22 protein-coding genes are annotated in these 20,597 nt (G+C 38.9%); 14 read left to right on the top strand and 8 right to left on the bottom strand.

Going from position 1 to position 20,597, the window contains the following annotated elements; translation table 11 throughout:
• Nucleotides 1-35 precede the first annotated feature (35 nt).
• The 8 genes from V6C71_25335 (at nucleotide 36) to V6C71_25300 (ending at nucleotide 5,942) form a co-directional block, all read left to right on the top strand.
• A complete protein-coding gene (locus V6C71_25335) occupies nucleotides 36-962 on the top strand; it encodes a dynamin family protein (GenBank protein ID HEY9771781.1) in 927 nt (308 codons plus the stop codon).
• Nucleotides 896-2,512, top strand: coding sequence for a dynamin-like GTPase family protein (locus V6C71_25330; protein ID HEY9771780.1), 1,617 nt, complete (start codon nucleotides 896-898; stop codon nucleotides 2,510-2,512). The genes V6C71_25335 and V6C71_25330 overlap by 67 nt, the downstream gene beginning before the upstream one ends.
• Nucleotides 2,513-2,535: 23 nt before the next feature.
• Nucleotides 2,536-2,925, top strand: a complete 390-nt coding sequence (locus V6C71_25325) for a KGK domain-containing protein (protein ID HEY9771779.1) — start codon at nucleotides 2,536-2,538, stop codon at nucleotides 2,923-2,925.
• 21 nt (nucleotides 2,926-2,946) lie between these two features.
• A complete protein-coding gene (locus V6C71_25320) occupies nucleotides 2,947-3,204 on the top strand; it encodes a hypothetical protein (protein HEY9771778.1) in 258 nt (85 codons plus the stop codon).
• A gap of 88 nt (nucleotides 3,205-3,292) precedes the next feature.
• Entirely contained in the window at nucleotides 3,293-3,580 is a 288-nt protein-coding gene (locus V6C71_25315; protein ID HEY9771777.1) for a KGK domain-containing protein, read from the top strand.
• Nucleotides 3,581-3,751: 171 nt separating this feature from the next.
• Entirely contained in the window at nucleotides 3,752-3,994 is a 243-nt protein-coding gene (locus tag V6C71_25310; GenBank protein ID HEY9771776.1) for a KGK domain-containing protein, read from the top strand.
• An 80-nt stretch (nucleotides 3,995-4,074) separates the two neighbouring features.
• Nucleotides 4,075-4,326, top strand: a complete 252-nt coding sequence (locus V6C71_25305) for an HNH endonuclease (GenBank protein ID HEY9771775.1) — start codon at nucleotides 4,075-4,077, stop codon at nucleotides 4,324-4,326.
• Nucleotides 4,327-4,904: 578 nt separating this feature from the next.
• Nucleotides 4,905-5,942, top strand: coding sequence for an expansin EXLX1 family cellulose-binding protein (locus V6C71_25300; protein ID HEY9771774.1), 1,038 nt, complete (start codon nucleotides 4,905-4,907; stop codon nucleotides 5,940-5,942).
• Between the two features lie 105 nt (nucleotides 5,943-6,047).
• On the opposite strand, the gene V6C71_25295 is transcribed toward V6C71_25300, so the two are convergent.
• Nucleotides 6,048-6,722: a CDP-alcohol phosphatidyltransferase family protein gene (locus V6C71_25295; protein ID HEY9771773.1), complete on the bottom strand. Its 675-nt coding sequence runs from the start codon at nucleotides 6,720-6,722 to the stop codon at nucleotides 6,048-6,050.
• A gap of 48 nt (nucleotides 6,723-6,770) precedes the next feature.
• Nucleotides 6,771-8,702: a prolyl oligopeptidase family serine peptidase gene (locus V6C71_25290; GenBank protein HEY9771772.1), complete on the bottom strand. Its 1,932-nt coding sequence runs from the start codon at nucleotides 8,700-8,702 to the stop codon at nucleotides 6,771-6,773.
• A 953-nt stretch (nucleotides 8,703-9,655) separates the two neighbouring features.
• Between V6C71_25290 and V6C71_25285 the strand changes: the two genes are divergently transcribed.
• From V6C71_25285 to V6C71_25270, 4 genes are all read left to right on the top strand, one after another.
• A complete protein-coding gene (locus V6C71_25285) occupies nucleotides 9,656-10,612 on the top strand; it encodes an RNA polymerase sigma factor, RpoD/SigA family (GenBank protein ID HEY9771771.1) in 957 nt (318 codons plus the stop codon).
• Between the two features lie 602 nt (nucleotides 10,613-11,214).
• Entirely contained in the window at nucleotides 11,215-11,538 is a 324-nt protein-coding gene (locus V6C71_25280) for a DUF760 domain-containing protein (GenBank protein ID HEY9771770.1), read from the top strand.
• Between the two features lie 125 nt (nucleotides 11,539-11,663).
• On the top strand, nucleotides 11,664-12,086 hold the full coding sequence (gene mutT, locus V6C71_25275) for an 8-oxo-dGTP diphosphatase MutT (protein HEY9771769.1): 423 nt from the start codon (nucleotides 11,664-11,666) through the stop codon (nucleotides 12,084-12,086).
• Nucleotides 12,083-13,255 (top strand): response regulator, encoded by a 1,173-nt coding sequence (locus tag V6C71_25270; GenBank protein HEY9771768.1) that lies wholly within the window; start codon nucleotides 12,083-12,085, stop codon nucleotides 13,253-13,255. The genes mutT and V6C71_25270 overlap by 4 nt, the downstream gene beginning before the upstream one ends.
• 112 nt (nucleotides 13,256-13,367) lie before the next feature.
• Here the strand turns inward: V6C71_25270 and V6C71_25265 are convergent, their stop codons facing one another.
• Entirely contained in the window at nucleotides 13,368-14,240 is an 873-nt protein-coding gene (locus tag V6C71_25265; protein ID HEY9771767.1) for an EamA family transporter, read from the bottom strand.
• Nucleotides 14,241-14,430: 190 nt separating this feature from the next.
• On the opposite strand from V6C71_25265, the gene V6C71_25260 reads away from it, so the two are divergent.
• Nucleotides 14,431-15,171: a type 1 glutamine amidotransferase gene (locus V6C71_25260; GenBank protein ID HEY9771766.1), complete on the top strand. Its 741-nt coding sequence runs from the start codon at nucleotides 14,431-14,433 to the stop codon at nucleotides 15,169-15,171.
• A 25-nt stretch (nucleotides 15,172-15,196) separates the two neighbouring features.
• Here the strand turns inward: V6C71_25260 and V6C71_25255 are convergent, their stop codons facing one another.
• From V6C71_25255 to tal, 5 genes are all read right to left on the bottom strand, one after another.
• Nucleotides 15,197-15,694 (bottom strand): rhodanese-like domain-containing protein, encoded by a 498-nt coding sequence (locus tag V6C71_25255; GenBank protein HEY9771765.1) that lies wholly within the window; start codon nucleotides 15,692-15,694, stop codon nucleotides 15,197-15,199.
• 5 nt (nucleotides 15,695-15,699) lie between these two features.
• The gene (locus V6C71_25250) at nucleotides 15,700-16,434 is read right to left on the bottom strand and encodes a TIGR04283 family arsenosugar biosynthesis glycosyltransferase (protein ID HEY9771764.1); all 735 of its coding nucleotides are present in this window, start codon (nucleotides 16,432-16,434) and stop codon (nucleotides 15,700-15,702) included.
• Between the two features lie 30 nt (nucleotides 16,435-16,464).
• Entirely contained in the window at nucleotides 16,465-17,712 is a 1,248-nt protein-coding gene (locus V6C71_25245; protein ID HEY9771763.1) for a cytochrome P450, read from the bottom strand.
• Nucleotides 17,713-17,808: 96 nt separating this feature from the next.
• The gene (locus V6C71_25240) at nucleotides 17,809-17,991 is read right to left on the bottom strand and encodes a hypothetical protein (GenBank protein HEY9771762.1); all 183 of its coding nucleotides are present in this window, start codon (nucleotides 17,989-17,991) and stop codon (nucleotides 17,809-17,811) included.
• A gap of 86 nt (nucleotides 17,992-18,077) precedes the next feature.
• Entirely contained in the window at nucleotides 18,078-19,232 is a 1,155-nt protein-coding gene (gene tal / locus V6C71_25235) for a transaldolase (GenBank protein HEY9771761.1), read from the bottom strand.
• 895 nt (nucleotides 19,233-20,127) lie between these two features.
• Between tal and V6C71_25230 the strand changes: the two genes are divergently transcribed.
• Nucleotides 20,128-20,307 (top strand): hypothetical protein, encoded by a 180-nt coding sequence (locus tag V6C71_25230; GenBank protein HEY9771760.1) that lies wholly within the window; start codon nucleotides 20,128-20,130, stop codon nucleotides 20,305-20,307.
• Nucleotides 20,308-20,597 lie beyond the last annotated feature (290 nt).

Raw genomic sequence — 20,597 nt, 5'->3', positions numbered from 1 at the left:
AACTCTAGATTTAGTAGTTTAACTTATCTAGATATATGCTCCTTCCTCATCAATGTTCTGAGTTGTCAAATAACGTCAACGCAATTTTAGATTTAGTACCAAAATCGAATATAAATCAACAGATTAGAGTTGCAGAAGCATCTTTAGCCAAAGCGATCGCCCCAAAGTTTGAAATAGTTTTTGCAGGCGCGTTTAGTGCAGGAAAATCGATGTTGATTAATGCACTATTAGAACGGGAATTGCTTTACAGTGCGGAAGGACACGCTACAGGAACAGAATGCTACATTGAATATGCCGAACCAGAAGCCGAAAGAGTGGTTCTAACTTTCCTGAGTGAAGCAGAGATTAAGCAACAAGCTGCTAGCTTATGTAAGCATTTAGGATTATCAGCCGATGATATTACTCAAGCACAAATCATCGATCTGCTTCATCAAGCCTGCGCGGCAATCATCGAACAAGAGGGTGGCGCGAGTAAGTCTGATCGGGCAAAAAAGGCTCATGCTTTGGCGTTGCTATTACAGGGATTTGAAGCTAATCGCGATCGCCTCGATGCTAATAAAAATAATACTTATTCAATGGAGGAATTTAATTTCTCTAATCTATCCCAAGCAGCTACTTATGCCCGACGGGGTAGTAATAGTGCCGTACTAACTAGGGTTCAATATTACTGTCATCATCCCCTTCTACAGGATGGTAATGTACTGGTTGATATGCCAGGTATTGATGCACCTGTTAAAAAAGATGCCGAACTTACCTACAGTAAAATCGAACATCCCGATACTTCGGCGGTGATTTGTGTGCTTAAAGCAGCTTCGGCTGGAGAAATAACTTCCGAAGAAACCGAGTTGCTAGAAAAGATGAAGTCCCACATGGGCATACGCGATAAGCCTACGGCATGGCTTCGCTACGCGTGTTTTATGTTTTCAACCGCATCGATCAGACTTGGTACGGCGGACAATTAAGTAAACTATTGGATCGGCTAATTCAAACTGAGTTTAAAGATAGTCAGCGAGTATATAAAACCAGTGGTTTATTAGGATTTTATGGTAGTCAGGTTAAGTCTACCAGTAGTAGCGATCGTTTTGGTTTAGATTCCGTATTTGCCGACAGCGTTAAATTAGTTGGTGGTGAAGAAGAAACGCCCCAGTTTGTGAGTGAATTTAATAAATACTGTACTGGTGGTAAGCTTACTCGCACTAGCTTTAGAGTATCAGTTCATAGCTACGAGACACCCAATGAAAACTATACTCGCATTCTAAGTGAATTTGGTACGCCGTTGATCGAACAGTTAATTGCTGATAGTGGGATAGAAGAATTTCGTAGTGCTATTACCCGCTATCTAACCCAGGAAAAACGCCCTCAGCTATTTGCCAACTTGGCTGAAGATCTCAAGCCTATCTGTAGCGATCTCAAACAGCATTACCTCAAGCAGTTACAAGAGTTGACTAATCAACCCCAAGAGATTGAGGCAATGAAAACTCAGGAGTTGACCCTACTCAATCAGAAGTTACAGACAATAGGCAAAGAATTCTCGCAGCATTTAGAACAAGAAGTTAATTCGGTAGTAAATAATCAAGATTCTGAATTTGAATCAGACTTCCAAAAACTTAAAGCGCAGATGGTAAGCCATCTTGATGAACTGCTACAAACTTTTTCCGTACAGGATGCCTATAGTCGCGCTACTTTATCTCATCCCCGTAATGCAACTGCACCTTTAATTGCTGTCTTGGTAGAGGCTTTGTATCACCTAGCTAATGAGTTAGAGGTGACATTAGTTGAAGCATCAGAAGTTTTGGTGAAAAACTTTTGTCAGCGTCTGTGCGATCGCTTTAAACAACAAGAATATTATCGTCAATTAGATCGCTTACTGGGTGAAGACACTGGTATTTTAGAACAGATTGATGAATTAGAAGCCAAGTTAATTCATGCTTTGATTAGTGAAGCCAAAACAGAATGCGATCGATACGTTAGGGAAAGCCCCCGCTTCTACGATGAAGGAACATTTTCAATCTATCAATTTCGTCAGACGCTACAGCAAACTTCTCAAGGATATGACTGCGCCAGCATGGTAGAAGCTGAACCTGCTATCCGTCAACTATTAAAGTTAGATTTTGAACCAAAAGTTTCAACGACAATTCGCCGTAATTTCCGTCAGACAATTAACCAAACAATCAAGACACATTTGCTGCCGATGGCACAACAACAAGCAGATAAAATTTTACAGTATTATCCTCAAGCCAGAGCATTTTTAGAACAAACTTTAGAACAAGAAGCTATTACTAAAATTGCCCACAACCAAAAATTACAGCTAGAGGTAGAACAAGAAATAAAGCAGTATAACCAGGCGGTAAATGGGTTAAATGATTGCTTGCGATCGCTGCAATTATCTCAACATCAATTACCCGTTATTAATCGAGAAATAGCGATCGAGATTGAATCCAAAGCCGAAACTTCTAACAACAACGGAAGTCACAGTCATTCCGATTCGGTAACTGCTACGACAGATATATAGTTAATAATTAAATAAGACAAATCATGGCAAAACCTCATCAATACGAAATAACATATGACTTACAAGTAAACGCTAATGAACATTTAAATCAATGTGATTCAAAAGATGTTATTTCCCTAGACTCTGATAAATGGATTAGTGTAAAAAAAATAAAAGATGTTATTGAACAATCCTTTAATCAGTCTAATGGATTAACTTCAATTATCAATTATATTTCTTCTATTTCTGGTTTGGGAAATACTAAACTCTGGTTTCATGAAGGAGAAGAATGTGAAATATTAAGAGCTGGTTCTAAAGGGTGGCAAAAAGGGAAAATAAAAATAAACGTTACCTTAGAATTTATTCCCGATGAAGCTGAAGAAAAATCGCCTCTTGATGATGTTCGTCAAGAATTAGATCGAGATAATTATTAATAATAGTGAGGTAAGTTAACTATGAGTAAAGATTTAGAAATTTTAAACCGTGATGATGTTATTTCTGTATTTAAACATGATGAAGGCAGGTTTATCTGCGGTGATACATTACGAGTTGAGCAACTATGTAATGATTACAAAACTTATGTTGATGAGAGCAATACAAGCGTAAGTAATAAAGAGATTTTTGAACAGCATATTGACTGTGAGGTATTAAGACAAAACGGTGAATATCAAGGTTGGCAAAAAAGAAAGATTAAATTCGTAATTCAGTTTTAACCTGATGCAGTTGAAAATAATAAAAACACGAATTCTTTGGATGACATCCGTAAACAAATAGATACTACAAACTAGGGAGCAGTTAATAATGGAAGAAAGAAATAAATTTATTAATGGCGATGAAGTAATTTCAATTTATAATAAAGATGATAATGTTTTACTCAATCATCATACATATAAAGCAGAAGAATTTTTAGACCGCTTAGGAGATTATATAGATCGCAACAAAAAAGAAAAATGGATTGATAAAGGAGTACCTTGTAAAATGTTATCTCCCAATCAAAACTGGCAAAAAGGTAAAATCAAAATCTGTTTACAGTTTGTTCCCGATCGATCAGAATCTATTCTGGATGATATTAGACAAGAAAATCAATAGAACTACTATTTCTATTTACACAAATTTATCTTAATTATTAATCTGAACTCAGAAATAAATTTTCAACAGTTAGAGCATGAAAACTCTAGTGCAGTTGTTTCTTTTAATAATGGGACAACATTTAGAGTCAGCAAGTTTATGGAAAGTTTAAACAGATTCTTTATAAATTTAGTGCTTAATGAGTTGTCAGAAAAATTAAAACAAGCTGGTTTAGGAACTCCACCTCATTATGGTACTTGGCATCAAGGTGTTGAAGCTGAAGTTTTAACACCTCAGTCTGGAGAATGGAAAAAAGGCAAGGTGAGAATGAGAGTAATCTTAGAGTTTTGTCCTGATGAACCAGAAGAAATCAAAAATGACAATGTACTGCAAAATAACAACTCTTTAGATGATATTCGTCAAAGCATATCTTAGGTTTAAATAGATAAATCTCGTAAGGGCGATCGCACGATTTGCCCTTGCCTTAAATGCGATGTTCCAACGTATCTTTAACAATGTCTCAAACACCACGTATTAACCTACCTCAATCCGTTAGAGAATATGTATTGCAACGCGATAATTATCAGTGTCAAAGCTGTGGTAAAAGCAACTTAGAAACACAACTAAATATTGACCACATTATTCCTTTAGCCAAGGGAGGAAGTAACGATATCAGCAACCTACAAGTCTTGTGTAGCAAGTGTAACCAAAAGAAAAAGCATCATTTTGATTCTCGTTTTCAACGTATTATGATTGATTATATTTAATTTATATTTAATTACCAGCATCTTATTTCCTCGTTGAAACTCACAAAGTAGTTTGATTGCATCGTTTGGAATATCGAAATAAACAATAAGAACATAAGGCTAAATTGAAAGAGCGATCGCCCAAACTTAAGTTGGGTAAGAATTACCCCTGATCTCTACCTGTTTGTTTACCTTGCTCATAGTCTTGAAGAAATGTCTTAATCGTTTTGATCCGTTATGTTTTCGGTTCTTGGGAGTTTCGATAATAATTCTCAATCTAGTTATCAGAAGTAGCAATGCTTTTGGTCTTCTGGAGCCAGATCGAACATCTCGATCTGTTCATTAAGCGATCGCCCAAGAAAAATCTGCACAAAGAAATCTGACTATTGAATTAACAACATTTATATCAGTAGACAGATTAAATTAAATACTTTATTTTGTAGCTTTTCTGTAAATTTACTTCTTCTTGCTAACTTACGTAACCGTTGTGATTATGTAAAAAAAGTTACTCGATTCGCAACTAATAACTTAAAGTTACTTGGCCGTTCCTTAGGTTTTTAGCAGTGTATCGACTGACTTTCCTATGGGAGTTTGACTATATGCCGATTGAAAATATAAATGTTGATTATTCACTCGTAGAAGATTGGGGTGATATTCAACAAGGAAAAATTGACATCACCAACAATAGTGACAGCAATTTAGATAGTTGGGATTTAAAGTTCAATTTATCAGATCAAATCACCGAAATTTCGAATGCTGAAATAGTAGGAAAAGATAACGGACGCTACACTATTGAACATGAATCTTGGAATCGAGAAATCAAGGCTGGCGAAACTGTCACCGTCAACTTTACTAGTAATGGTGATGGCTCCGCTCCAAAAAACTTTGATATCCAAGGATCGTCTGATAGCCCTAGCAGTAGCGACAGCATTTATACCGACTCAAATCCTAGTTTAGATAACAATCTAGCTTTAAATAAAACTTATCAAGGACGAGCTACCTTCTACGATGCAGCCAACCCCGCTGGTGGCAAAGGCAACTCAGGGTATGATAATCTTACGGGAGCCGCTTTAGAAGGAATTACTGCGATTAACAATGTGCAGTGGAATGGCTCGGAAGCTAGTGGAGCTTTCTTAAAAGTATCTGGACCAGAACAAAGAGCAGGAGACGCTCCGATTGTAGTTCAGGTTTCTGACCATTTGGTTGAACGTGCCGATGGCTTGGATTTGAGCGGGGAAGCATTTGCTCAAGTTGCCGATCCTGTTGATGGCATAGTAAATATCGAATACGAATTGATTAGTCCAGGCAATAACTTTAAAACTCCCTATGGCTACACTATTGGTCAAGGTATTGTCGTAGAAGGAATTGCCGAATCTAATCCTAATTACGGTGCTGTCAGACTAAACAATCATCGTCACCCGATTGAAAGCGTTGATTTGCTGACAGAAGGCGGCGGTAGCAAACCATTAACTCGTGGCTCTGATAACCGTTTTGTCACCAATAGTAGTGGTATAAGTGGGAAACAAGATTTGTTAGTGACAGATATTTTTGGTCAACAAGTTACCTTGAACGATATCAATATTACCAATGGCAGTAGTGCTGATATTGTCACTGGTGAGCAGTTCAATATGCTTTAGTCGATCGCTAAGGTTTCTATTTAGAAGCACTGGATTAACTACTAAGCGAGGCGGAGTAAATAGAAGGTCTACTTCTTATTTACCCCGCACATCGAAATACCAAGATTATTCGTCGATCGCTGGTTTATATTCTTGGCTCTGAATTAAATCTAATTTGGCTATTTCTTGAGCCGAAGCTTGCAACTGTAAAACGTTTGTTGCTTGTTTCAATAGGTAAATAGGTAAGCAAAATATAAGCAATAATTGCCAAAGATTTATATGCCAACCAGTTAAGCTAAAGCTCAGTCCAACCAGGTAAAAATTAAGATAAAGCAAAATATAAAAAAGCTCATTACCTGCAATTAATAAACCCATAAACGATTTACTGCCGTAATATAGTTTAAGCAGCCCATTAGTTGACCACTTGGCAGAATCCTTGTGACTGGCTCTCCCTAGCATTCCCGTAGCGTAAATTAGATAATAATGGCTGCTAATATCAAGAGCGATCGCGCCAATAAAAGCTAATAAATAATTCGGATATAGCTGGGCTAAAATCAAACACAAGCCCGCAGTAGCAGAACGATCGGCCACCATATCTAAGGCTGCACCAAAATTACTGCTTTGGTTATAGGCACGAGCAGCACGACCATCGAATTCATCTAAAATAAAGGCGATCGCATATAGGCCAATACACAATTGCCAGTTTCCTAAACTATGACCAATAAAGCTGCCTAAATAAAGCCCAAATCTAAGATAGCCAATAATATTTGGTACGTACAAAAACACCTGGTTGATCGACATATTTTAACTATTTTTAACTTGAGCTAAATAGAAGAGAGCTGAAAATTTTCAAGCTAAATTAATGATTTCTATTGGTTCAATTGGATCGGCTGGCTCAAACCCAAAGATACGAGCATAAAAATAAAATTCACTATCTAGAGCCTTTTTGATATTGTCCGCAATTCTAAAGCCATGAGCTTCTTCCTCAAAAGATATATAAGCCACGGGTAAACCTTTCTGTTTAATCGCTTGAAACATCATCTCTGCCTGATTGGGCGGAACTACCTTGTCCTCCAAACCCTGAAAGAAAATTACGGAACAATCCAAAAGTTCGGTAAAGTAAATTGGCGATCGCTCTTGATAAATAGCTCGCTGTTCAGGATATTTGCCGACTAAACCATCCAGATAACGAGATTCAAATTTATGAGTATCTCTGGCTAAAATCTCCAAATCGCTTACGCCATAGTAGCTTGCCCCTGCTTTAAAGGTATCGCGAAAAGTCAAAGCTGCCAGAGTAGTATATCCTCCTGCGCTGCTACCTGTAATTACTAAGCGATCGCCATCTACCCGTCTTTGATCGACCAAATATTTAGCAGCATTAACGCAATCATCCACATCAACAATGCCCCACTTGCCATCTAGTCTTTGACGATACTTACGACCATAACCAATACTGCCACCATAATTAACGTCCAAATAGCCAAATCCCCGACTAGTCCAATACTGAATTCGCAGGTTTAAATCCACTGAAGCTGCTGCTGTCGGTCCACCATGACTTTTGACCACCAAAGGGGGAAGCTCTCCAGGTGATGCAATATAGTCTTGATTTTGAGGGGGATAGTACCAAGCATAAGCAGTTAAATCATCTGTTGTGGGAAAGGCGATCGCTTCTGGCAAGCTCAGATAGCCAGGTTCAATCTTAAGATCTCCTGTCCGCTTCAGTACTTGTTGTGTTTGCGTATCCAAATTTAACTTAATTACTGCGGTAGCTTCTGTAGGTGAACCGCCGATGAAGACAACAAAACCACTACTACTACTTTGAAGATCGCCAAGATTAGTAAATCTGGTTTTAATTTCTTTAAACTGTTTAGTTTTGAGGTCAATTATGCCTAAATGCCAGCAACCCTCCGACGAATAAGCACACACCAGACGCTCATTTCCGACTAAAGCATAGGTAGACAAGCCAAACACCCAATGAGGATAGGCGAATTCTGCCGCCTTTTCGTGTAAAATTTCGACTTGACCATCTCGATTGCGTCGATAGATATTCCACCAGTTAGTGCGATCGCTACAGAAGTATAGCGTACCGTCGCTACCCCACTTTGGTTCGCAAATCGATTCTGCCTTTCCCCCAGCAACAATCTTGGGTTCAAAGAGCAAGCCGTTTGCGTCGATCTTGGCTAACCATAAATAGGTACTGTCCCAAGGCATATTAGGATGATCCCAACTCAGCCAGGCTAGCTGTTGACCATCAGAACTTAGACGAGGAGAAGAATAAAAATCACTGCCAGCGATTAAATTTTGGATTCTGCCAGTACTAATATTAATAGTTACAATATTATTATTAGCTTCAGCATCAGCCTGGTGATCCTCACAGACACAGATTAAGCGATTTCGGTCTTGGTCTACTATTATGTCCCCATAGCGTTGGTGTAATTTGTTAGTTAGTGGATTAGGCTGTTTGCCTATTACCTGTTGATAAATTCTACCGTCTTGGTAATTAGAAAAATAAATTGTATTTTGTTCGACAACAAAAGCCCCTCCGCCATATTCATGTATTTTGCTACGAACGCTAAAGGGAGCAGGAGTGATATTTTGCTCATGCTGATTGTGATAGCCAACAATTAAATTTCTACCTTGTTCTTGAGGGCGGTTTTCCACCCAGTAGATTTTTTCGCCCTCAACTGCAATACCACCGATCCCGATAGTTTGCGAAACTATTAAATTTGAGGTTATAGGAGATTTCCAAGAACCAAAGGCAGCAACTTGAGGTGTTTTCATAGATTCTAATCCTCTTTAATAAGAGTTCTCGTCTCCGCTTAATTATTTTTACAGCTTTATCAACCCAATTGATATAGTAATATTTTCAGTAGAGGAATGTAATTGAACTATGAATTTAATTGCCTTCAGATGGCGAGCGATCGCTTTTTTGGTTCAAACCAGCTCGATCTTGAGTGCGGCTGTTGACTAAACAAACCAACTTCAATTTACCAAAATTAATTAGGATAACAAACATTTTAAGCTTAAGTTGGTATCGAGACCAACCAAAAATCAACAGTATTTTCAAGAGTATTTTCAATTGCGGTTTGAAGTCAAAGTAACAGTCTGAATGTCCCAATCTCTAATCGCTCTTTAAATTAGTTGAAAAATCCGCTCGGAGTCACAGATTACTCCGCCGTCCTAAAAAATACCGCTCCGCGTCCTAAAGGATTAGAAGTTCGCGTCACGCGAAGCTAGTCCGTGCATGATAAGCTTCGAGACCGAAGGGCGGAGTGCGGTTTATCCGTGAATCATGCACGGGCATATCATGCACGGGCATATAAAACGACGGAGACGGCACGGACCGTTGGTCAATTTGTCATCAGTGTTGCATTTTGAACCGTGTCTTGTCTGTATGATGTTGAGTAGCAAAGCTTCGTACCAGATAGAGCCAAATCAAAAATTAACTCGGATATCTAATAAAAATTTACAGAAGTTAACGAAAATCGTGTATTGTAAAGATTAAAGAGTGAGATTAAGGGTTTAGTTTAATTCCATGAAAATGCTTAATAACGAGCTGTTATCGACCATTGGAGCTAAGATGTAAGCAGAAGTTAAGTTACACCACAGCGTAACATTTTGAAACATAGCTAACTTTTTTTAATATAAGTACACACAGATCCTTACAAAACTCTGGGTTTTGACAAAACAGAATTTTCTTCTTACACAATCAACATCTCATAGCCAACCGCGTCATGAAAACAGCACAAAAATCTAACGATTTAGTTAGAAGCTATCTTAAAGAAATAGGTCGCGTTCCTTTACTAACTCATGAGGAAGAAATTCTATATTCCAAAAGAGTGCAGAAAGCGATCGCTTTAACCAAGGTCAAAGAATCTCTAGTCGAAGAACTAGGCGAAGAACCAACTGTTGAAGAATGGGCTAAAGCTGCTCAAATTAGCCCAAATAAGCTACTTGCTGCAATTGAAGCAGGAGATTCAGCCAAACGCAAAATGGTAGAGGCAAACTTGCGTTTAGTAGTTTCCGTTGCCAAAAAGTATCTCAAGCGCAACCTCGATCTATTGGATTTAATCCAAGAGGGAACAATTGGGATGCAAAGAGGAGTAGAAAAATTTGACCCTACCAAAGGATATCGTTTTAGTACCTATGCTTACTGGTGGATTCGCCAAGCAATCACTAGAGCGATCGCCGAAAAAGGTCGTACCATTCGCTTGCCAATTCACATTACAGAAAAGCTCAACAAAATTAAGAAAGCTCAAAGACAACTCGCGCAACAGAAAGGTAGAACTGCTACTATCACTGAGTTAGCCCAAGAGTTAGAGCTTACGCCTAAGCAGGTGCGAGATTACCTAGAAAAATCTCGTCAGCCAATTTCTTTAGACGTTAGAGTCGGCGATAATAACGATACTGAGCTTGGCGATATGCTCGAAGATTCGGGACAGTCTCCTGAAGATTATGCCACGACTTCCTCTCTCAAAAGAGACTTAGAAAAGCTGATGGCAGATTTAACGCCTCAACAAAGAGAGGTAATTTGTCTGAGATTTGGTTTAGCTGATGGTAAGCCAATGACCTTGGCTAAAATAGGGGAATGTCTTAGTATCAGTCGTGAGCGAGTTAGACAAATTGAGCGAGAAGCTTTGTCTAAATTGCGTAAGCGGAAAATATCAATTCGTGAGTATCTTGCTAGCTAAAATCTTGAGTGCATTGGGGATCGATTAGGCAAGCTGCTGTTGAATTCCGCCTCCATTTCCCGAGTAATGAGTAATACCTCTGCCTAAAGTCAGCCAATATCGGGTACACTCAATGCGATAAGTGCGACACGAAGTTATATCCGAAGGTGTATCCTTTAGGAGTCCTTTAGGGCAAGCCGCTTCGCGACGCGTAGGACGGACGCTCCGCTTATACTAAAGCATATGCCCTAAAGGATTCCCTTCGGTCTCGGAGCGGTATGCTAAAGCATTTGCCCTAAAGGATTCCCTTCGGTCTCGAAGCTTATCCTTTAGGGCATCGTCCGAAGGTGTCTATAGCGGATACATCTACGGATATACCATTGAAGACTGCAATTTGTTACCATAAAACCAAGAAAATAGACCTTTGGGTGACGTTTTACGCCTGGGGCGACTGCATCAGCAAAGTTAGTTAATAGTGAATTGAGCGGAAAACTCTGCGGTAGTAGTTCGGTTCTACGTAACCGCTAATTAATCTTAAAATGATTAAATAAATAGAGTAATCTGTGAGCGTTAATCAACTATGATTGGCAGCTTTAAATAATTCCAATCAAGAGGGTAAAAAAGTGAAAAACGAGAATATTTCCCAAAACGCCTTTAAGCACAGCCAAGATCATAATTCACTATGGCATTATGTTCAATCTCTCAGTCCAGATACTATCGCTCAACTCTCCAAGCCAGAATCTCAAGAGGTTTTTCAAATTATCGAACATAACATTACGGGGTTATTAGGTAACTTGCCCAGAGAAAATTTTGATGTAGCGATCGAAACCAATCGTGAAAGCTTGGGACGTTTATTGGCATCGGCAATGATGAGCGGTTATTTTCTCCGTAATGCAGAGCAAAGAATGAGCTTTGAAGAATCTTGGTTAGGAATATCCGACAAATAATTAAGAATCTTAACGGCAAATCTAATTATTAATGTGGGCAACCTCCATCAAAATAACATGGGGTTGCTTTGCCATGGCCATCAATATAAATTAATCTACAAGACAATACGAACGTAAAACTATTTATGCCATCAACATCATCTTCTATTGTGCATAAGAAGATTGGAGTAGCCGTTATTAACAATCAGCAGGGAAAAATTCTGATCGATCGCCGCAAATCTGAGGGAGAAATGGGAGGACTTTGGGAGTTTCCCGGCGGAAAAATCGAAGCAGGAGAAACTATAGAAGAATGTATTAAAAGAGAGATCAAAGAAGAGCTAGATATAGAAATATCTGTAGGCGAACGCTTGACAACCATTACTCATGCCTATAAAACATTTAACGTGACCATATATGTTCACGACTGCCAGCACGTGAGTGGAGAACCACAACCACTTGAATCTGAAGAAATTCACTGGGTAGAACCAGCCCAAATGGATCGATATCAATTTCCTCAAGCTAATACACAAATCGTCAATCTCCTCAAACAAAGGAGTATAAGCCAATGAGTGCCAGGACTATTTCTGACAACCTAATCATCAGAGAATTCACTGCCCCAAAGCAAATTAAGTTGTTTACCTCGTTACAACAGGCGCAGGTAAGCGGAAAATTGACCTTTAGCGATCCAATTAAAGGAGATGAATGGCATTTATACCTTTATTTAGGTGGCATTGTCTATGGTACCGGAGGAGCGCATCCAATTCGCCGTTGGCAAAGAAACTTAATTTCTAACCTGCCTCAAATACCGTTTCAATTATCTAGTCTGCAAGAAGAACTCACCGAACGAAAAGCTGACCTAAGAGATAATATCTGGGAATACGAACAAATATCTTACTGGGTAGAACAGCAGATTATTACCGCGCAACAGGGAAGAAATGCGATCGCCTTTGCCCTAGGCGAAATTGTCTTCGATCTTACTCAGACTAGACAAATAATTTGTCGCCTCAATCAAGACAACATCTTGCCGCCAAAAATAGAACCGATTGAATCTGAAGAGTTAATTAGTCAGACTCAACAAGTTTGGCAAAGTTGGTCAGAGGCTCAGATAGCCGATCGACCGCCAAATAAAGCCCCTATAATCTTGCAGCCTCAGCAACTTCAGCAAAAAACTTCAATTTCTGCCTATCCAAGTCTGTGTAAGCTACTTAATGGCAATAGAACTTTGAGAGATTTAGCGGTACAGTTAAGAACGTCTCCTTTACAAATGGTTTGCTCTCTTTTACCGTATATTCAATCAGGAATTTTTGGTTTAGTTGATATTCCTGATTTACTCGAGCTAATTTCCGCTTCGAATAAGGATTATAATCATCAAGACCGTCCCTTAGTTGCCTGTATCGATGATAGCTTAATGATTTCTCACATGATGGAGCAAATTATCAGCCTGGCGGGCTATCGATTTATTGCGATCAACGATCCTTTGACGGCTATAGCTACTTTGATTAACCGTCAACCCGATCTGATTTTTTTAGATGTCGTCATGCCAAAAATCAGTGGTTACGATCTCTGCGCCCAACTACGAAGGTATCCAGAATTTACTGACACACCGATCATTTTCTTAACCAGTAATTCGGGAATAATCGATCGCATTAGGGCCAAAATGGTTGGTTCATCCGATTTTCTGAAAAAGACAGTTGATGCTGATGAGCTACTGCAAAAAATTATCGAATATTTGCCCTAAAACCAGCCTTACAGCAGTTTTTGATTGGGTAGACCAGATTGATTTGTCTGAGTAATAAGTAATAAGTAATAAGTTCTACTCAACTGAAATTCGCTGTAAATAGCAAATTAATTTACGCGGGTTGGCGTTTTTCCCAGGCGGAAGAACCAACCGAAGCTAGGGTAATTAATGCAACTGCAACTATTGCTTGAAATTCTAATCTTTCTCGCAAAATAATCCAGCCCAGGAGTGTAGCGATCGCTGGTTCTAAACTCATCAGCACCCCAAACACTCGGATGGGTAACTTTTTGAGTGCTTCTAATTCAAAAGTGTAGGGAATTACCGAGGAAAGAATTGCTAGCCCTAATCCTGCTGCCAAAAATCTGGGCTCAAGTTTGGTCAAACCTGGGGATAATATGCCCAACGGTAAAAGTCCTAACGTTCCTACTGCCAATGCTGCTGACATTAGCGCTATTGCATTTATGTTGGCAAAAACCCTGCCCACCCTAGCAGAAAGCAAAATATAAGTTCCCCAAAAAAAGGCTGCTAACAAAGCCAAGCCTACACCAATGGGATCGAGAGATGACCCTTCTAAGGGAGCTAATAAAAAGATGCCGACACCAGCCAGAAATATCCAGAGCAAATCGAGAATCTGGCGAGAATTGGCGCAAGCAACCCCTAAAGGCCCGATAAACTCCAAAGTAACGGCAACACCCAAAGGAATACGAGCGATCGCTGCATAAAAACTCAGGTTCATGGCTGCCATCTCCAAGCCAAACACAATTAAAAGTAAATAATCAGCACGGGTGTAGCCTTTTAATTGAGGTCTTTGTATCAGTAACAAAGCGATCGCACCCAAGCCAACACGTAAAAGCACTGTAATAGTTGGCCCTAATTCCTGAATTATATTTTTAGCGATCGCCGAACCTAGCTGAGTTGAGGCGATCGAGATCAACACCAGTGTAGTAGGAGGCGGTAATGCTAGATTTGGTTTGAACTTTGACATAAACCCTCCTCAACTTTTGACAATGGAAGAACTAATATTACTGAACGATATCATCGAGAGCGCTCGTATCAAGACATCGCATCAAGACAAAGTAATTTATTTATCCGCACAAGACGCTTCACGGTCGCCAAGAAACTCTTAAAAGCTTAAAATATCAGCGTGACCACAGCAGTTATAGTCATTGCGATTAATGATAAGTAATATTAGTCTTTTAGTAATTCAAAACTCTCCTACCGCACCTCTAGGTGTCTTAGCTGAATGTATTCGCGAGCGCGGGATTACGGTAGAAATTGTAGCTCCCTCTGCTGGCGAAAGATTTCATATTTCTAAGTCTTACGATGGTTTAATTGTTTTAGGTGGGCCAATGAATGCTGAAGATAATGCTCACTATCCTCACCTAAAAAACGTAGTTCGTTTAATACAACTATTTGCCCAAGCGGAAAAGCCTATTCTCGGCATTTGCCTGGGAGCGCAATTAATTGCCAAAGCTTTTGGTCAGCGCGTATATCAACACGATAAGGTAGAACTGGGTTTTACGCCGTTGCGACCGATCGATTCGGCGATCGCTGATGATCCAGTATTAAAATCGGCGTTGCCATCTAATTGTGAGCCGATTCACATCATGGAATGGCACTTTGATACTTTTGATCTACCAGAGCAAGCAGAACTGCTGATGACGGGAGATAATTGCCAAAACCAAGCATATCGTATTCACGATAATATTTATGGATTTCAATGCCATTTTGAAGTAACCCAGTCAATATTACAAGGTTGGCTAGCTAATGGAAGAGACTATATTCAAAGCAACCATCCCAACTTTCCAGAGCAATTATCAAAACAAGCCGAGTTTTACTTAAATCAATCTAATGACTTTTGCCATAAAGTTTGCCACGCTTGGTTAGATCTGATTCAAGTTCGGGTAGCATCTTGAATTGGGCATTGCGTATAATCAGTAATCAGTTCTTGGATGGCGGAAGACAGTCAGTTGATTGAGTTGAATTAGCAATATCAATCAGCAAGTATTGCCAAAATCTTTCGTAAAAATGAACTTTATTTACTGGTTTTCCTGCTCGATAAACTAGACGACTTTCGTTTACCCATTGAAAAATCGAGCCACTTAAATTAAAAACATTTTCATATCCTTGAGATTGAAGACGACGAGCGATCGCCGCAGAACGATAACCAACCGAACAATAAACAACTATTGGAGTTGCCAGATTTATCTCGGTAATTTTGGTCAAATCTTCAAGATTACTAGGAGCTAATTTAGCATTTATTAAGTGACTGACTTCATATTCTGCTTGCGTCCTGGCATCTAATAGCAGCGGTTTTTGTACGCGATCGCCTGTCAACCAAGTGGCTAAATCTTCTGTTGACAACTGCTTTATTTCTAAAAATTGCAGTCGAATTAGCAATTTGAGCAGCCACCAGCTTAATATTCTGAGAAGAAACATTGAAATCAGCGAATATCGTCGTAAAATTGTTTGAGATAGGTTGCCCGAACTCCAAGAGCCCACAGACTGCCAATATAAATATATATAGCATTAGCTTTGAAAACACCCAATTTGGCTACACGGCGATCGCTAGATTGTACGATGCGATTGACCAGATAGATTCTCCCGTATTGGACTAATTTGATACATATATCTGCATCTTCCATGATCGGTATTTCTGAGTCAAAACCACCACAATTCTTAAAACTGCTGCGACGACAAAATATTACCTGATCGCCAAATAAAATTCGCAACCCTTTAAAAAATAAATGAGGTCGAAAAATTAATGCTCCGTAATAAGTTTTTAAGTAATTATGTAAGGAGACTCCCCAACGAGTTCGCTCTTTTCCGCTCATCAAAGAAATAAATCCGCCTCCAGCAATGCTGCGATCGGTTAGCGTCTTCTCGATTACTGCCGTAAGATCGTCAGGTACAAGGGTATCAGCATGAAGAAAACAGAGAATATCACCCTTTGCTGCTTTTGCGCCTAGATTCATTTGGATCGAGCGACTTGCTTTTGACGAAATTAGCCAAGGAATACCCGCTTGGCGAGCAATATTCAAAGTATTATCTTGACTTCCTCCATCTACAATTAAAATTTCTTTGGGAGGAGGATTTAATAAAGTTAGATGTTTTAGAGTTCTTTCCAAAACATCTGCTTCATTTAAAGTAGGAATGATAATCGAAATTTGCGAATCCATTTTTTAAGCGGTAATTGAACAGCACGGCGATTAAGCGAACTTAACCTTGCTCATTACAAAGCCACTTTTTGGAGTAGTTGGCATTTTTGATAAGCTAATCTCTAAATTCTGTTCGGGTACATCATATTGCAGAGATTGAGTCAAGAAATTTAGCGTAACCTTCATTAGTTCAATTGTGATCCATTCTCCTGGACAACGATGATTAGTATAATAATCACCACCACCTTGAGGGATTAAATTAAACTGACTGCCGTTCCACTCGCGAAATCGTTCGGGAGCAAAATCTTCTGGGTTTGACCATAGTTGAGAATTGTGGTTTGTACCATATAAATCGAGCAGCACCCTGATTCCTCGAGCAAAAGGATATCCGTGCCAATCAAAATCTTGACTAACTATAGCTGCCGCAAACGGGAAAAAGGGATAAAATCTGCGCACCTCTTGCACAAACCATTCACAGTATTCTTCTGACCCGTTTTGTAATTTTTGCCGACATTCAGGATGTTGATGTAAAGCCAAAGCAGCAAAAGTAACATATCGGGCGATCGCTACAGTAGGTCGTAAAATGTTGATTAACTCTACTGCGGCAGTATGTTTATTCAGCAATTTCCCCTCTAAATCGCGGTGCATGGCGATCGCATATGCTGCGCTATCTTCTGGTATTTCTAGTTGATTATTACGCACCTGTTCGATGATGTCCTCAATCCACTTCTCCGCTCGTTGACGGGCTTGTCTTCCCCGCCAGTGTTTGGGCCCAACTGCTCCCGAAGCATCAATCATTGCCTCTAAATCGGCGGTTCTTTGTTTAACTTCTGATTCGCTAAGGGGAATGCCAGTCCAAGCACAGCTAGCACGACAAAAAACTGCTTGCGCTTCTTCAAATAGGACAATTTTATCAATCTGCAACCATTTTTGAGCAGAAGCCAACCACTGTTTTCTAGTCAAATCTGCTAATCGCTCAATGCCCTCATCACTCATCAAAGACATAAACATTTGCTTGCGATGTCGATGAGCAGCCCCATCCATTCCTTGAACGCCAGATTCACCGAACAAGGTTTTTTTGAGCCTTTTAGGAGCAGCATTTTTTCGCCTGAATTTTTCAGGATCGTAGAAAGCTTTGGCAGCTTCCTCTCCCTTAAAGCAGATTGTTTTTTGGAACAAAAGCCGAGTTTGAAAAATATCAGACTGATAGCGTCGGCATCTTTGGGAAATAAATTTATAGCCGTTGAATGCCAATGCCAAAGTGCTATCCAAACTGCGGTCTTGAGGAATCTGTGGCATAAAACTATGGCGTAGCTATTTGAGGTAGAAAACTGAAGGTGTGACTATTGTTAGCTAATAGCTATTAGCTAATAGCTATTAGCTTCAATTCATTAATTACTGGGGTTGGGGAATCGGTTGGGGTTCGGGTGTGGGTACTGGCTGCGGAATAGGTGTAGGCACTGGCTGCGGGATAGGTGTAGGTACTGGCTGCGGAATAGGATCGGGAACGGGTTGAGGGATAGGATCGGGAGCGGGTTGAGGATTGGGATCGGGACGGGTTGGAGGTGTTTGAATCATGATTAATTTTAAGTTAGTTAGTTTTTAGTTAGTTTGATAGGAGCGATCGCGAAGCGGAGGCACAGCCTCATCGCTTTAGGAAAAATCTAAGCAGCAGCAAGCTGTTTTACCTTTTCTGACAAAGTTTGTTGCAGAGAATCAAAGGGTTGAATGAATTTATCAATTCCCTCTTCTAATAATTCTTCCATCACTCGGTCGAGATCGATGTTGATATCTGGTTCTTGCAGACTAGCTATAAGTTGTTGAGCTTGTTCGACATTGCTTTCAATAGAATTAGCGGTAATCTCGCAATGATCGGCGCAAGCGTCGAGAGTCTCAGGTGGTAAGGTGTTTACGGTATATTCCCCGATCAGTTCATTGACATACATGACATCGTTGTATTGGGGATTTTTAGTGCTGGTGCTAGCCCATAAAAGCCTTTGAATGTTTGCACCTCGATCGGCTAAAGCTTGCCAACGATCGCTTTTCGTAATCTCTTTAAATTTTTGATAGGCTAGTTTAGCATTGGCGATCGCTACTTTACCTTGAAATGTTCGCAAGCGGGCTTCTTCGTTGAGACTTTCCGTACCGATGTTTTTTAGTTTTTCATCCATGAGAGCGTCGATTTTAGTATCAATACGACTGAGGAAAAAACTAGCAACCGAGGCAATCTTATCAATAGGTTGACCTTGTTTTACTCTTTGTTCTAAACCGCGAATATATGCCCAAGCCGTCTGTTCGTAACTTTCTACGGAAAACAACAGGGTAATATTAACGTTAATTCCTTCAGCAATCACTCGTTCGACGGCAGGAAATCCTTCAGGTGTTCCTGGAATTTTGATCATTACGTTTTCGCGTTCAATCGCGTGGTAATAGCGTAATGCTTCTTCTACCGTACCTTCGGTATCTCTGGCTAAATGAGGTGAGACTTCAATACTCACATAGCCATCAAGTCCACCAGTTTGCTCGTAAATCGCTTTAAAGCGATCGCAAACATCACGAATATCTTGAAAGATTAGAGATTCATAAATTTCGCTAACTGGTTTACCTGCTTTAATTGCCGCTTCAATATCTGCATCGTAAACTTGATTATTCGCGATCGCCTTTTCAAAAATAGTCGGATTGGAAGTAATACCTTTAAGTCCATAATTTTCGATTTGCTGTTCTAATTCGCCAGACTTAATCAGACTGCGATTGAGATTATCCATCCAAACGCTTTGTCCGTAATTGTCAATTTCTAAAAGTGGATTATTCTTAGTCATAACTTTTTTTATCTCTTTTTCAGGTGTTTGTCAATTTCAAAAAGCTGTTTAAATGACAATGTTTTTAATTGTCGAAAAGTTACTATTTAATACTTAAAATTAAACCAGATTTACTTGTTATCTTTTTGATTTTAATCTTTTTTGCGTTGCCTATCTGCGGGATAATTTATAACAAATAAAAATCAATAATTTGCCCATTCTTCCAGTCCCCCTGAACCATTTCCTAATGATGCAACGCCATCTTTTTTGATTTTTATTCTTTGACAGTCAAAATTTAAACTGAGCATTTGACTTTATTCTCCTATTATAAACTAATTTATAATTTGCAGACATTGCTCAATGGTATTGTTAATTAGTTTTAGGTAATTTTCTAGAATAATTCTAAATTCTTAAATATCTAATCTGTGTCTTCCCAAAGATAGACTTACACTCATAATTAACAAAACTTTAGCTATTTAAAAATTATTTATTAGCTTAATTATTTTATTTTGCTTTAGTTGATACCGAGAATAAATATCCATCTTAGAAAATAAAGCAGCAATTTTTCTTCCTACTGAAGATAGACAATTAATTCACATTTTTTACCACAGACATAATACATTTATGAGTATAGCTAGCACAAAAAATGAGTGGGCTATCTTGATTATCTTAAAGTTGGGTTTCGGCTTCAGAGTCTAAAATATCAAGTTTTTTAAATTAAAGTTTTATTGATGTTTTGTTTGGAACCATACATAACTTGGAAATTGTTTTTGTTTATATCTTTAGTAAGACTGCAAGCTTAGCTCGGATTTATAAAATGAGATAAAAGAGTCAGCGTCATTCAATTATTTGGCAATTATTACGGGTTAAAAGCCTTTTTTTTACGGTCAAATACTACATTCAATCTTTTAAAATTATGTCTTTAGAAAATTGGGATAATTTTCCAGATTTAGACATTTGCCGACAAAAAGTTAATAATTTTCTCAACCATTTTTTAGATATAGAAAAAGATGCTGAAGATGAAGAAATTTTTAGCGACTTTCGCTATGGTAAATGGCAACGTATTATTTCTTTACCTGCTCGGATTACAATTTAGGGAGCGTTCGCCGAATATATCGATGGTATTCTTAAATTAGTTTTGGATAAACAGTTGGAGAATTTCACTTATTAAAACTGAAGCAAAACTTGATAGTTAGCTAACTTAAGTTAATTTTTGACTAATTTTTGATTATTTTAGGATAGATAATCAAAGCGATCGCTTGACATTATTATAAATAATTAATCTTAGTTACTCTCAATATATTTGCTCAAGCAAAATCAACCTCTTCCATTAGGTAGAGGGAATAAATACTGAAGTGATTTTAAGCTGAAAATAATTATCGAGAA

It is taken from the genome of Coleofasciculaceae cyanobacterium (genome assembly GCA_036703275.1).
Taxonomy (GTDB): domain Bacteria; phylum Cyanobacteriota; class Cyanobacteriia; order Cyanobacteriales; family Xenococcaceae; genus Waterburya.
The sequence above is the reverse complement of the archived record's forward strand: the minus strand, read 5'-3'. Positions and strand labels throughout refer to the sequence as shown.